This is a genomic window from Epilithonimonas xixisoli, assembly GCF_004365655.1.
Lineage (GTDB): Bacteria > Bacteroidota > Bacteroidia > Flavobacteriales > Weeksellaceae > Epilithonimonas > Epilithonimonas xixisoli.
The window spans coordinates 501,581-516,698 of the sequence record NZ_SOEO01000003.1 but is presented as its reverse complement, the minus strand read 5'-3'; the positions used below and the strand labels follow the sequence as shown (position 1 = coordinate 516,698).

The following is a 15,118-nucleotide window of genomic DNA, read 5'->3' as shown; positions in this document are numbered from 1 at the left end:
GTCTTAATGTTTCAATAAATTTATTAATTTTTCAATGTCATTATGTATTTTTTGCTCGGAGAAAGGGATTTTATCATAATCAATACCTTTCTTCAGCGCTGCTAAAATATTATCTTTATTCTGGGGTTTTTCTATCAAAATACTTGCAACACACGCTTGGTGTGCATAAGGTAAATCCGAAGCAATGATTTTACACCCATTTTCAATAGCTTCTACCAATCCCAGTCCAAAACTTTCGGCCAGAGACGGAAAAACCAGGTATTGGTGCGACTGATATTCTCTATACAACTCGTCTCTCGAAACAAAACCAATATTATTGATGGGATAGCCTAGATCTACTTTTTCTTTTATTAATTTCAATATTTCCGGGAATGTTTCGTTCACCGTTACTGTGAGCAATCCCTCTTTTTGCTGATCAAAAAATTCACAAAAAGCATTGATTAAATTCTGATGATTTTTATGAGGATTTGCATTACTTACAAAGATAAACGAATTCTTTTTGCGCGAAAATAAACCTTCACCTGTAAGTGGTGGATAAAATGGCAACAACAAAACTTTTGACTCTTCAATATCAAATTTATTTTGCAATGCATTTTTTATAAAATCACTTTGCACAAGCCACTGGTCGGTATTTTTTTTAAATAATCTGAGAATCGCAATTTTTAGCTTGAACTTAATGGTTTCTACAATGCCAAATTCTTTTGGGATGCTAAGATACATTGGCTGGTGAAAGTACGTCAAAACTTTTGCTTTGAGTCTCACATTTGGAGGGATGTTCCCAAAACAAAGTACAGATTTGAAATTTAATGTGTGATTTTTGTAGAATTTGGATCTTTGTGAGAATCCATCTAAAAAATGAATCTGTATATTATCTTTCTTTTTTGATGGATATTCGTGTTTTAGTCTGGAGTCTATCAAAAACACAAATGTATTATCATCAATTTTTGATAATTCATCGTAGAGATAATCTAATAAAATCTTACCTCCTCCGTTGTTGATGAAGATTGCATCAATAAGGATTATATTATCTATTATCATTTTAATATTCTAGAATTAATCTTATAAATTATTTTACTAGGATCTAATTACTTTCAATTAAATCATCCCATTGTTTTGTAATGACTTCTTCTGAATACTTTTCGAGTTGCTCTTGACTTGCTTTTTGAAATATCGAAATGATGTCATTTTTGTTTTCAATCAAAGTTTTAAGACCTTCAACAAATTCCTTTTCTGTTTCTACCAAAATCCCATTTACTGAGTTCTCAATCAATAATTCTGTACCTTCGTTTCTATATGCAATTACAGGAAGTTTGTATGATTTAGCTTCTAACACTACCATGGGCATAGCTTCTGTGTATGAGGTAAGCATAAATATTGAACTTTCTACATACTTTTCCTCAATATTTTTTGTAACTCCTTTTAGGTTTACATTATTTATATTGTTGCTTTTCAGACTTTCTGCAAAATCATTTTTAGAAGGTCCATCTCCATATATATCAATTATCCACGTTGAATGATAATCTTGCAAGTACTTTGCAATAGGAATAATTCTATCAAAACCTTTTTCTGCACTAATTCTACCAACCATTATAATTTTTTTAAAATAATTTTGGTTCGGTAAATCATAGCTTTTATTTTTTATAACATTAGGTATGACATAAATTTGAGAATTTAGTTTCCGTGCTTTTAGTTTTGCTTTTTCAGATAAAACAATCAGTCCTGACAACTTAGGATAGGATATTGACATTAGAAGTTTTGAGACTTTGGGAATGGTATCGATATCAATATGCTCTGCTCCGAAGATTTTTGTTTTTTTACTTTTAAGATATGGCAGAAGAAAATTGATATTGTGTCCTGTTCCCAAAATAAAATCGACTTTATCTTTTTCTAATCTTTTTTTTAACGTTTTAAAAACTTTGTAAAACCAAACTATTTTTTTTGATATTGATGCAGGAATTTTCTCTTTATCGAAATGAACAATTTTTACATTTTCTGGAAATAAAAAAAAACTTTGATCATTTTTTCGAGAACTTATGCTATAAATTAAAACTTCGTGATATGTATGGAGCATATCAGCAAAATTCTGTATCGCCCGTTCTGTACCTCCAAATTGAGTAATATCTAACGTTATGACAACAATCTTTTTCATAAGCTAGGAAAATTTAAATTTACTTTTGGTGAAAAATATAATTACCAAAGCCCAAATCATATATCTTAAAAAGTAAAAATATTCTGCTCTTACCAAGAAAACAGCATATGACATTAAAATAGCATAAATGGTTAAATAGTAAATACTAGATTTTGAATAGAATTTTGATTTAGCAACCATAAATCCTAAAAGAAACATTAAAACTAATACACCGATCAAATCAAATGATAAATAGATGTCAGCTATTATATTAGTTCCCAACCCAAAGCCGTCAAACTCTCCTAAAGTGTATTCTGTAAAAAATCTTGATGAGGAGATATGATTTTCATCAAAGCCGTAATTAACAAAAAAACTTTGCAAAAACGGAATAGGTGCTGCAAGGGGAGAAATCATATTTTCTCCAAAAGTCAATCCTTTTTCGTCTACTATTTCCAAAGCCAAGTAACTACTGCGATTATTGATAATCAAATCCATTACAACATCTCCTAATGAGAATGCGTCATCTTGTGTGTAGCCTCGAAAAATAACTATTCCAAACATCAAAATCAAACCTACAAATATTGAGGTTATAAATCTTATTAAATTAATATCTTTATAATAGAGTGAGTAAACTCCAAAGAGCAATAAAATAATTTGTAAAGGAACGGTTCTACTACCACTTAAAAGGATTAATACTAAAATTGTAAAAGTGGTTACAAAAGATATTAAACTGATTTTTCTCTTCTCAAATTTTTTTGGTGACAGGTTGCGTAAGTTATAAAACTCAATTATAAGCGCTGAAAACAAAAATGCTGGACAAAACAAGAAAAAATAAAAGGATATTCCAGAGCTTTCTTTTATTTTCACTCCAGAATAATAAGCTTTCATTTCCTCATACCCACCTGTGAAAACATAAAGTAAAAATGTGACTAGCGAAATAATATAAAGGTGCTTATTTGCTATTTTTTTATAATTTGAAGAAGCGTCGATATTGTCATAAATATTTATCTTTTTATCATTAAAAAACAATCCTCCTGCCATGTATGATGCAACTCCTAAAATTGCCAATGCAGAACCCCTTGGAATATGATTCTCGTTGAAAGGGAATGCAAACATAAAATATCGAGTTGCATCTGTTTCAAACATAAATATAGGATAATACAAGGTGACAAAGAAATATGTAAAAAAGAAAATGGAGTCAAAATCCAAATAATTTTTCTTTTGTTTGAGAAAATAATAAACTATTATAAGTATTAAATATATGACACCACAGATGATACTATAATTATAATCATAACGCGTTGGGGCATATTCAAACAACAAAACCCCTAATACTATCATTACTATCGCAAATATCTTTCTCATTGGCTTTATTGTTATACTATTTCAACAGATTTTTTATGGATTCCTGTTTTAAAAAATAATAGGGCATAAATTATAAACGATACCGTATTAAGTATCAAATAAGATAAAATCAAATAATAGGCAGCATTTTCTATATTCTCATATTGGATAAAATAGAAGAACAGTGCACAGGTTCCAATATCTTTTAAGAAGCTTATAATAAAAACAATCCAATTTTTAGATTTTGAAAATAAATACTGTTCCATTACACTTACAATACTGGAAAAGATCGGAATGATTGACATTAATCGTATAATTTCGCTCAATCCCACAAAATTATTTCCATACATCTGCTCAATAAATGAAGAGAAAATGAATATGAAAACAACAGGAAAAAAGGTACTGATAAAAGATAGAATAATTGCGTTTTTAAAAACATTTTGTTCTAAATTCTTCTTAGAAAAATATGATAAAAGGACATTTTTCAACACCATTGGAATGAATAACAAAAGAATGTACCATTGCATAGAAGTAGAATATAAAGCCACCTCTCCGTAATCATAGTTGTTTTGTAACAAAAAATAATTAACCCACAAGGATATAGAATAAATAGCCTCAATAAGGGTCAATGGCAATGAATAGGATATAATATTCGTATAACTTACCTCGTCCAACTCCAAATTGGTGTAAGCTTTCATATTGTTTCTAATAAAATATTCATTCACAATACAGTTAACCGCCTGAATGATTAGTAAACTAATACAAGCTCCAATTATGTCATAATAATACGCAAATAATGGTATTAGGATGAGAGTTGTAATACCAATGCTGATATTAACGTAAGTAAATTTTTTAAAAATTCCAAGCCCTGCTATAACTCCATTTTGAGCAGTACTCACAGCAAGCAAAACAATCCAAATTGACAATATTCTTATTTTAAGATCGAAAGCGGAATTATTATAATAGAGTTCTGAAATTTGTGGAGCAAATAAAAAAGTCAACAATCCTACAAGAACACTAAAGCCTAAAGCAATTTTATAAATTTTTGCTATAATTTTTTTTGGATTTTTATCGGAATCTGAAATGCAATCTGCTACAAATTTTGTAGAAGTATAACCTAGACCAAAAGTGGTAAAAATTGCCAAAGTGGTAAGTGTATTTTTAAGTGAATTAAATTCTCCGTAGGCATTTTTTTGAAGAATTTTTGCTAATAAAATAGACGCTATTAATCCAGAACCTCTGAAAATAACATTCCCAATTAGTGCCCAAAAGCTATCTCTAAAAAAATTAGATTTAAGATTTTTTTTAACAATTGATATCATGAAATATTATTTAAAATATTTCTCAAACCAAGTATTCTTTGATTCCTGTTGGTAACCATAACCATATTGATTTCCATAGCCGAAATTGGTTTTATGCACATCATTCAAAACAAATCCTGTATTTTTAATTTTCCCAGACGCGATATTTTTGTTAGCAAATTCTATAAAATCTTTCTCTGTAGTTTCTGATCTTGTAACATAGATTGTGGAATCTGCTACTTCTGAAATGAGGAAAGAATCTGTTACCAACATTAGAGGTGCCGTGTCCAAAATGATGTAATCGTAATCATTTTCTACAGATGAAAGCAATTTGGCATAGCGTCCGTTTTGTAGTAGATCCGTTGGATTTGGCGGAATACTACCAGAATAGATGAAGTCACAATTCGGATGGAAACCACTTGGTTTTATAATATCCTTACTATCATTTATCTCTTCGTAGAGGTATTCTGATAATCCTTTTGCATTTTTCATTGCAGGATTGTACCTCTGGAGTTGCGGATTTCTTATATCTGAACCAATAACCAAAACTCTATTCTGTGAAGTAGCCAAAGCCAAAGACAAATTCACAGAAATAAAAGTTTTACCCTCACCTTTCATTGTAGAAGTTACAAAAATAATCTTTGCGGTATCTTTTCTTGGTAGCATGAATTTGATATTGGTAACCAAAATCCTAAACGATTCTGCCAAAGGAGAGACGTCATTGTGCTGGATAAGTTCATTCTCTTTACTGGACAATCTTGGGATTTCGGCAAGGACAGAGGATGAAGTCAGATTATCCAAATCGTGTTTATCAACAATCTTAGTATTAAGAAGCTCTCTGATATAAATAAACAAGAATGGCAATAAAGCGCCTAAGAATAGTGCACCTGCAAGAATAATCATCTTTTTAGGTGACACAGGTTTTTTGGCCGCATATGCTTCATCTACTACTCTAGCTTTACTATCGGTGATAGCCATTGAGATGGCAGCTTCTTCTCTTTTTTGTAGTAAAAGAAGGTACAGATTTTCTTTTATTTGCTGTTGTCTTTCTATATTTCTAAACAATTTTTCTTGTCTCGGAACTTTTTGAACCAATGCGTCACTGTAAGAGTTTTCTCTGTCGATTTGATTCTTCGTAGCATTCATATTAATCAAATAACGCTGGATGCTTTCCCTCATAGCATTTTTTAGACCTACCAAGTCTTTGTTAACTTCTTTTACCAATGGATTTTCCGGCGTTGCATTCTCCAGAAGCCTATTTCTATCCATCACTAATTTATTATAAGCAGTAATGTTAGATGTGGCTGTAGGGTTATCCAAACCAATATTAGTTGGAAGAACCTGATAAGTATTAGTTTGATTGTCTATATACCCCAGTAGCATTCTGCTCAATTCTATTTGGGTATCCAATTCTAGACTTTTTCTTCTCGTTTCGTTGGAAATTTGCAGATTCATCTTGGCTTCGGTTCCAATATCAATGATATCGTTATCTATTTTGAATCGCTCTTTATCACTTTCGACTTCACCTAATTCTTTGGATATAAGAATAATTCGTTCATCTATAAAGTCTTTGGTTTTCTTCGACTCTGCATTTTTATCTTTAATCGCATACTCATTGTAAATACTCACAAGGCCATTTAGAATGTCTTTTGACTTATCGACAGTTGCATTGGACATAGATAGACCGATAACTGTTGCATCTTTATCCAAAAGGTCAACTTCTATAGCTTTTTGATAATCATCTACAATAGTCACAAAATCTGAAAATGTGAAATAGAATTCTTTCAAATCCAGTTTTTTAACTTTCTTTCTATTGAATTTTGGATTCTTCTCTATGATAAAATTGGCATAAGGAAGACTGATAGTTCTGTTGAAACCAGTAACAATATTTTTTTTAAGTTCTTCGGAAGATAGAGTGATTACATTCCCATCAATTTTGATATCAATCGGTTTCTTGGGAAGTTCTTCGAATTCTTTTTCATTTACAACATGGATGATAAAAGGATTGGTATCCTTATATAATTCTACATCATAATATTTTTCTTTAGAGTAAACAGAAACCTGAAGTTTTAAGTTTTTGCTTACATCTTCTACAATTTTTTTAGATTTGAAGATTTCCAACTCATTTTCAATACTGTTGGTTCCCATTCCAGCAAATCCTCCTAAGCCTGCTAAAACTCCGAAATCCCCAGCAGCATTAGACATTTTCTTAGCATCCTTTATCAATACGGACGATTGTACTTTATAAACAGGTGTAGCGAACTTGATATAAACAATTGCAAGTAAAGCAGTTATAAATGTAGAAATAAAAAACCAATACCATTTTTTCAAATAAGGCTTGATAAGTTCTCTTAAATTGAATTCTTCTTCTCTATTCTTTACGTCCATCTAAGTAGTAATTATTATTTATTATTATATCCATAGCCATACTTGTTGCCATAGCCAAAATTTTGTTTTGTCACATCATTCAGTACAAAAGCTACATTATCCAATTTTCCAGACTCAACAGAATCATTTGCAAAGTCTATCAATTTTTTATCTGTAAAATTAGATCTTGTAACGTACAATTTCAGGTCTGCATAATTAACAAAGGTAAATGTATCTGTCACCAGAAGTAATGGCGCAGTATCTACTATGATATAATCGTATTTTAATCTCAAATCATCCAAAAGAGCACTCAATCTTCCATTCTTTAATAGCTCTGTAGGGTTTGGCGGAATAGTTCCGGAATAGATTATATCACATTTGTTATTAACGGGGTTTTTGAATGTAATCTCATCTAGTGTTGTGTTTTTATCATATAAAAATTCTGACAGTCCTTTGCCAGGGTTCTTTCCATTATTGTACCTCTGCAGCTGCGGATTTCTAATGTCCGCACCAATAATTACCACTCTCTCATTAGAATAGGAAAGTGATAAAGCCAAATTCATAGAAACAAAAGTTTTTCCTTCCCCTTTAATGGAAGAGGTTACAAAAATTACTTTACCATTATCAATTTTCGGCAACATAAAACCGATGTTGGTTGTTAAAATCCGGAAAGACTCTGCCAATTGTGAAAAATCATTATGTTTGATTACGTGATCCACATTTTTCCTGATAGCAGGGATTTCTGCTACTACCGGAATCGCAGTCAATGATTTAAGATCATCTTTTGAACTTATTTTTGTGTTGATTAATTCTTTTAAATAAATCAAAACAAAAGGAATCAAAACACCTAATATCATGCTTACCAAAAGTATAATCATTTTTTTTGGTGCTACAGGCTTATCCGCGATATATGCAGGCTCTACCACACGCGCTTTAGGAGCAACGACAGCTAATGATATTGCCGTTTCCTCACGTTTTTGCAACAACAGAAGATAAAGATTTTCTTTAATTTGCTGCTGCCTTTCCAAACTTCTGAAAAGTTTTTCTTGATGTGGTATTTTTGTAATTCTATCACCTATTTTACTCTGCTCAGACACATATTCGTTGAGCGCTAACTGTAGGGCTAATTTATTTTTTTGCAACGATTCGGAGACAGATCGTTTCATAGAATTGATCTGCTGGCTGATATCCTGAACCAATGGATTCTGAGGTGTAGCATTTTCCAGCAATCTGTTTCTGTCCAGTACCATTTTATTGTAAGCAGCAATATCAGTGTTAGATTCCTGACTTTCCAATCCTACATTGACTGGCAATAATTGATTCGTATTTTGTTTGTTGAGATAAGAAATCAAATCATTTGTCAGTTCAAGCTGTGCATCCAGCTCCAATTGTTTTTTTTTGGCGTCTGCAGAGCTTTCGAGATTGATTTTGGCTTCTGTCATAAGATCTGTAATCTTATGATCTGTTTTAAATCTTTCTTTTTCTGATTCTACATTTCCTAATTCGCCCGATATTTTATCAATCCTGTCATCGATAAATTCTTTGGTCTTATGAGACTCCGAATTCTTGTCCACAATTGCATCTTTGTTGTAAGAATCTACCAAGGATTTTAGAATTGTCTTGGCTTTATCTGTCTCTGGATAATTTACGCCCAAACTGATAATTGTACCATCTTTGTCTGCAAGATCTACTTGTATCAATTTTTGAATATCGGAAGCTGCAGATTCTAAACTAGAAAAACTGAGTTCAAGCTCTTTATTAATTTCCTTTGCCTTTTCTCTGTCAAAAGCCTTATTCTTTGTAATGATTATATTAGCAAAAGGAAGACTTACAGATCTTCCATACTCAACAGTTTTATTAAAATTAAATTCCTCGGACTTTAGATTTACTTTGCCTTTCTCAAAACTGACCGTAAAAGGTTTTTTGGGAAACTCCTTATTCTTTTTTTCATTTATGATGTGAACAATTATTGGAGATGTATCTCCAAACAACTCTTTCTTCGTAAAAAAAGAATTTGAAAGTAATGTAGTTTGAAGATGATTGATTGATGCAACATCTCGGGCTAGTTTTTTAGTTTTAAAAACCTCTAACTCGTTCTCAATACTATTGGTGCTCATACCACCAAATCCGGAAAGGCCTTCTAAAACACCCATACCACCAGCACCTCCAATTGATTTTTTCGCATCTTTGATCAGAACCGCACTTTGCACATGATAAACTGTTACAGCAGTCTTTATGTAAACAATTGCTAAGAAAATTGCTAAAAACAGGAACACAACAAACCAATACCATTTCGACAAATATGGTTTAATTATCGAATTAATATCTATTTCAGAAGGGTTATTTGTGTTTTTTTCCATGGAGAACTTAAAATAAGAATTACCTAAACAGCAATGCCAAAAGCCCCACAACTACTGATGCAATAGATATAAATACTCCAGTCTGAGGACCAAATGCAGATGAATTCCTTCTTGTATTGTTTGGAGAAACATAAATCACATCATTCTGTTTTACATAGTAGTATGGAGAATTGATGAATTCTGCATTGGTAAGATCTATGTATTCTTTAGTCGTATTACCATCAATATTTCTTATAATCAGAACATTTTTTCTTTGTCCGTAGATAGTAAGATCTCCCGCAAGACCAAGAGCACTCAATAGTGTTACCGATTGACCAGTTGGCATTAGGAACTGCCCTGTTTTATTGACTTCTCCCAATACCGTTATCGTAAAATTAGTATTTCTAGCACTTACTCCAGGATCCTTTACGTATTGCTTAAGTCTTTCTTTAAGGCCTTCACGAAACTGCTCCAAAGTTTTGCCCTTAGTGTCAATATTTCCTAAAATAGGAAATTGAATAAAACCATTAGAATCTACAACATAAGTAGGACCAGAAACAGAACTCTGTCCTTGCACAGGCAAATTACTATTTGGCAATGAGAATTGAGAAATCTCGCTAGAAGAATAATTTTGGTTAAAAGGCTTTACAACATCCATGTCTTTAGCTGTTACCAAAATCACCAATTGATCACCACTTTGGATTGTAAATTTTGAATTCTGAATTGAGGTTTGAATTGCAACACTCTCAATATTTCTCATGTAGTCAATATCCTCTCTTACTTTACATGAAAATATAACACAAAACAAGGAAGCCATAAAAATTATGGATAAAGCTCTTCTCATAAATGATTTCTTAAATTGAAGGTTTGCAAATATAGCGATTCTTATTTATCTAACGATTCATAAATAGAATTATTGCTTTTAAATTCTTTTACGATAGATTTTAAGATTCTCACAATTTCTTGCTTTTCTTCTTTTTTGGAATAATCAATTACTAATTCTGTCAATTCGTCGATTTCTTCAAACGCCATCGATGGATCTTTGGAGATCATAATTTTTTCGTGAGAAGTAGGAAGTGTTTTGGCATCGTCACTTAGAAGTTCTTCATAAAGCTTTTCACCTGGTCTCAATCCTGTGTAGATAATTTTGATATCGATATCTGGTTCGAACCCGGAAAGCTTTATCATTCGTTTTGCAAGATCCAGAATCTTGACAGGCTCTCCCATGTCAAAAACGTAGATTTCGCCACCTTTACCCATTGTTCCGGCATTCAGCACAAGCTCACAAGCTTCTGCTATGGTCATGAAATACCTTACAATATCTGGATGGGTGATGGTAACTGGACCTCCTTTTGCAATTTGTTTTCGGAAATGAGGAATTACAGATCCATTCGAGCCCAAAACATTTCCAAATCTTGTAGTAATAAATTTGGTGGAATTACCTTCTAAATTTTGCAAAGACTGTACGAATAATTCAGCAACTCTTTTGGATGCTCCCATCACATTTGTCGGATTCACCGCTTTGTCTGTAGAAACCATTACAAATCTATTAACGCCATACTTACTGGAAAGTAATGCAAGATTTTTGGTGCCTAAGACATTTACTAAAACACCTTCATGTGGATTTTCTTCCACGAGTGGCACGTGTTTGTAAGCCGCTGCGTGATAGACCATAGAAAAATTATACCTAGCAAAAATAGGCTCCAAACGGCTAAGATTGGAAATATCCGCAAGTACAAATTTGAAATTGATATGAGGATAAGTTTCCCTCATTTCCAGCTCCGTATCGTACAATGGCGTTTCTGACTGATCCAAAATCACAATCTGCAAAGGTTCCAAAAGAGCAACTTGTCTTACAATCTCTTTACCAATAGAACCAGCTCCACCTGTTACTAAAATTGTTTTTTGGAAATGTCGTTTTTTGATTTCAAGATTATCTAATTTGATAGGTCTTCTATTAAGCAGATCTTCAATTTGAATGGTCTTAATATGGTTTATCATCTCATTGCTACGCAACTTCTGCATAGATGGTGCTTTGTAAATCTTAAGATTATTCTCCAAGAAAATATTAACCCAAAAATCCAGTTCCTCTTTCTGTAGCGTTTCCTTGATTATCAAAACACCACTTATGTCGTGATCTTCATCTTTGAGATGGTGAATAAAATCTGACTTTGTAACAATATTTTTTCCAAGAAGTTTGATGCTGACTTTCTTATTATGATAAGAAATGAACCCTAAAATATCAAAAGGAAGATTTGGGTTGGAAAGAATCGCCTGTGCTATTGCAACAGAAGTATCATCATCTCCTAAAATGTATATTTTTTTTCTTACTGCGCTTCTTTTATTTTCTTTAATAGCATTAAAAAATGTTTTAACAAGAAGCCTAAAAACAAATAAAAACAGACAGGAGAACGCAAAATAAAAACCAATAAAAGGTATTAATATTATTTTCTTGCCAAACAAAAAGTAATATGCATAATTGAGAACCCCTAGAGTAATTGCCGTTCCAAAGTTTGCAAAGATGATCTTAAACAAATCTATAAAAGTAGAATGCCTAATAACCCCCAAATAGGTTCTGAACAAATACATAAAGAAGACATTAATCCCAATAATCGATAAGAATACTAAGACTAATGGATATACGTGATAATGCCTTACATCCAACCCAAGTATGAGTAAATGTGAAACAACTATAGATAGTGCAATAATACAAATATCTATAAAGAGAATAATCCATCTAGGTAAATACCTAAAATCCGAAAGATTAAAAACATTTTTGTTTATATAATCTTTTCCTTTTCGTGCATTAGAGAACAACATATTATTAGTTTTTTTTTAGCAAATTGCCTGTAAAGATGAAGTCTATTTTTCAAAACAGGATCTAATACATTTTGCTATTCTATCTTTTTCTTCTGTGGTAAGATTAGAACCAGATGGCAAACATAGGCCATTATTAAATAATTTTTCACAGACACCATTTCCAAAGAACTTTGCAGATTTAAAAATTGGTTGCAAGTGCAAAGGCTTCCACAATGGTCTTGACTCTATGCCTTCTTCCAAAAGTTTCAATCTCAAAGTTTCTCTTGTAGCAGAACCTGCTGATGGATCTATTATAATATTTGTTAACCAGAAATTAGAGAAATAATCTTCATTTGGTTCGGAAAAAACTGTAACCGCATCAATATCTTTAAAGATATTTTTATAAAACTCATTATTAGCTCTTCTTTGCGCAATTCTATCTTCCAGAACTTCCATTTGCCCTCTTCCAATTCCTGCACAAACATTACTCAATCTATAATTATATCCCAATTCGGAATGCTGATAATGCGGTGCCTCATCTTTTGCTTGCGTAGATAAGAACACAGCTTTATCTTTATACTTTCTATTCTTTACAACAAGTGCTCCTCCTCCAGATGAAGTTATAATTTTGTTACCATTAAAACTTAAAATAGAGAGATCACCAAAGGTTCCACATTTTCTATTTTTATAAGTACTTCCCAGTGCCTCTGCACTATCCTCTATAATCGGAATCTCATACTTATTAGAAATCGCTCTTATTTCTTCAATTTTATAAGGCATCCCATAAATACTGACAGCGATTATTGCTTTGGGTTTTTTACCATTTTTTATTCCTTCTTCAATAGCTTCTTCTAAAGCTATGGGACAGAGATTCCAAGTATCTTTTTCACTATCTATGAAGACAGGGTTTGCACCCATGTATAATATTGGATTTGCAGAGGCCGAAAAAGTAAGAGACTGACAAATAACATCATCCCCAGGTACCACTTTCAACAACATTAGAGCAATATGTATCGCAGACGTTCCAGACATTAATGCGGCTACATGCACTCCTTCACTCAAAAAGTTTTCAAGATCAGCTTCAAAGCCATTCACATTTGGACCCAATGGAGAAATCCAATTCTCATCAAACGCCTGTTGAATGTACTTCATTTCTCCACCACCCATATGTGGTGACGATAACCAAATTTTAGATTTCACAATTACAATTAATTATTGTTATAGGTTTTAAAAACATGCACAAACAAAAACCTTTTACTATTCTACATTTTAAATTGCCAAGAGCAAACCTGAAACATAATTTGTGCATACTATTTTCAAAACATTTGTGTTATGAGTTACTTTTTTAATATTTTCTTTTTTTCAAGAAAAGAAATCTAAATTCAAAAATCAATATACCTAAAGTCTTAAACATTTTTCCATTTTTTAGGAAAATTTTAACACTTTTTAATTATCAGCAAATTTAAGTATTTAAATTGAAAAAACAGATTAAAGTCTAAAAACATTTTTAGTTAAATGAAATCATTAATCCAAATGCAATTTTATTGCAATTTTTTTCATCACTAATAAAAATCAACTTCTATTTGTTTTCACAAAATATTATTTTTTAGATACTTAGCAGGATTCCCAACCATTATGGCATTATCCGGGACATCTTTTATCACTACCGCTCCTGCACCTATTACAGCCCATCTACCAATAGTTACATTCTGCTTCACGCAAGCGCCAATTCCCACTTGCGCACCTTCCCGTACTGTTACATTTCCCGCCAAAGCAGCTTTGGGTGAGATATGAACAAAGTCTTCAATTACACAATCGTGATCTATACTTGCAGAGGTATTAACAATACAGTGCTTTCCAATTTTTGTTGATGAATTAACAATTGCGCCCGCCATCATTACAGTACCAAATCCAACTTCTGCAGACTTAGAAAGCACGACAGAAGGATGGATCAAATTAAATTGTGCCGTTGAAAAAAGTTCAGAATTTGATTTGCGATTTTGATTATTTCCTAACGCTAAAATTACATTTTTTTGAAATTGGAGATTCTCAAAATGATGCGAAACAGGATAATTTAAAACACTGTTAACATTAGTATTTTGATCGTAGATGGCCTCAATCTCATAATCCAATATCTCTGCAATTTCTATCACAACTTTTGCATGACCACCTGCACCTATGAAACAAACTTTCTTATCCATTACTGCCTTCAAAATTTTTTGTGGTAGCTTGTCCTACTGTATTAATACCCTCAGATTTAATCACCTTTTTTATGGTTAATAAGAAGATTTTAAAATCTAATGCAAGACTGATATGATCCACATACCAAACATCTAACTCAAATTTTTTCTCCCAACTAATTGCATTTCTTCCATTGACTTGTGCCCAGCCTGTGATGCCTGGCTTTACAAGATGTCTTCTTTTCTGAGCGTCATTATACAAAGATAAGTAGCTTACCAAAAGTGGTCTTGGACCTATGAAGCTCATGTCGCCTTTCAAAACATTGATTAATTGAGGCAACTCGTCCAAAGATGTTTTTCTTACAAATTTCCCCATTCTCGTGAGCCTGAATTCGTCTGGCAAAAGGTCACCATTCGCATCCCGCTCATCTGTCATCGTTTTAAATTTGATAATCTTAAAAACTCTTTCGTTCTTACCCGGCCTTTGCTGAAAAAAGAAAACATTCTTTTGATTGAATAGGTACAAAAAGACAATCAATAAAATAAAAACCGGAGAAAGCAAAATAACCATTACCAAGGCCAATGAAAAATCAAAGATGGACTTAAGAATATCTCTGTACATAGTTTGAAAAACAAATCCGAAATTTTACAATTCCGGAT

Annotated in this window: 11 protein-coding genes; all 11 read right to left on the bottom strand. The window is 32.1% G+C overall.

The window, feature by feature from the left end; genetic code table 11:
• Positions 1–3: 3 nt before the first annotated feature.
• Positions 4–1,038: a glycosyltransferase gene (locus B0I22_RS14340; protein WP_133946005.1), complete on the bottom strand. Its 1,035-nt coding sequence runs from the start codon at positions 1,036–1,038 to the stop codon at positions 4–6.
• A 43-nt stretch (positions 1,039–1,081) separates the two neighbouring features.
• Positions 1,082–2,149, bottom strand: coding sequence for a glycosyltransferase (locus tag B0I22_RS14335; RefSeq protein WP_133946003.1), 1,068 nt, complete (start codon positions 2,147–2,149; stop codon positions 1,082–1,084).
• 3 nt (positions 2,150–2,152) lie between these two features.
• A complete protein-coding gene (locus B0I22_RS14330; RefSeq protein WP_133946002.1) occupies positions 2,153–3,493 on the bottom strand; it encodes an O-antigen polymerase in 1,341 nt (446 codons plus the stop codon).
• An 11-nt stretch (positions 3,494–3,504) separates the two neighbouring features.
• Positions 3,505–4,794, bottom strand: a complete 1,290-nt coding sequence (locus B0I22_RS14325) for an oligosaccharide flippase family protein (protein WP_133946000.1) — start codon at positions 4,792–4,794, stop codon at positions 3,505–3,507.
• A gap of 6 nt (positions 4,795–4,800) precedes the next feature.
• Complete coding sequence (locus B0I22_RS14320) at positions 4,801–7,161, bottom strand: GumC family protein (protein ID WP_133945998.1); 2,361 nt, start codon at positions 7,159–7,161, stop codon at positions 4,801–4,803.
• 14 nt (positions 7,162–7,175) lie between these two features.
• Positions 7,176–9,500 carry a GumC family protein gene (locus B0I22_RS14315; protein WP_133945996.1) on the bottom strand — a complete coding sequence of 775 codons (2,325 nt, stop codon included), beginning with the start codon at positions 9,498–9,500 and terminating at the stop codon, positions 7,176–7,178.
• A gap of 19 nt (positions 9,501–9,519) precedes the next feature.
• Positions 9,520–10,323 carry a polysaccharide biosynthesis/export family protein gene (locus B0I22_RS14310; protein WP_133945995.1) on the bottom strand — a complete coding sequence of 268 codons (804 nt, stop codon included), beginning with the start codon at positions 10,321–10,323 and terminating at the stop codon, positions 9,520–9,522.
• Positions 10,324–10,364: 41 nt separating this feature from the next.
• Entirely contained in the window at positions 10,365–12,299 is a 1,935-nt protein-coding gene (locus tag B0I22_RS14305; RefSeq protein ID WP_133945993.1) for a polysaccharide biosynthesis protein, read from the bottom strand.
• A gap of 42 nt (positions 12,300–12,341) precedes the next feature.
• The gene (locus B0I22_RS14300; RefSeq protein ID WP_133945992.1) at positions 12,342–13,478 is read right to left on the bottom strand and encodes a DegT/DnrJ/EryC1/StrS family aminotransferase; all 1,137 of its coding nucleotides are present in this window, start codon (positions 13,476–13,478) and stop codon (positions 12,342–12,344) included.
• Positions 13,479–13,867: 389 nt separating this feature from the next.
• Complete coding sequence (locus B0I22_RS14295; RefSeq protein WP_133945990.1) at positions 13,868–14,479, bottom strand: acetyltransferase; 612 nt, start codon at positions 14,477–14,479, stop codon at positions 13,868–13,870.
• Complete coding sequence (locus tag B0I22_RS14290) at positions 14,472–15,080, bottom strand: sugar transferase (protein WP_133945989.1); 609 nt, start codon at positions 15,078–15,080, stop codon at positions 14,472–14,474. The genes B0I22_RS14295 and B0I22_RS14290 overlap by 8 nt, the downstream gene beginning before the upstream one ends.
• Between the last annotated feature and the right edge of the window lie 38 nt (positions 15,081–15,118).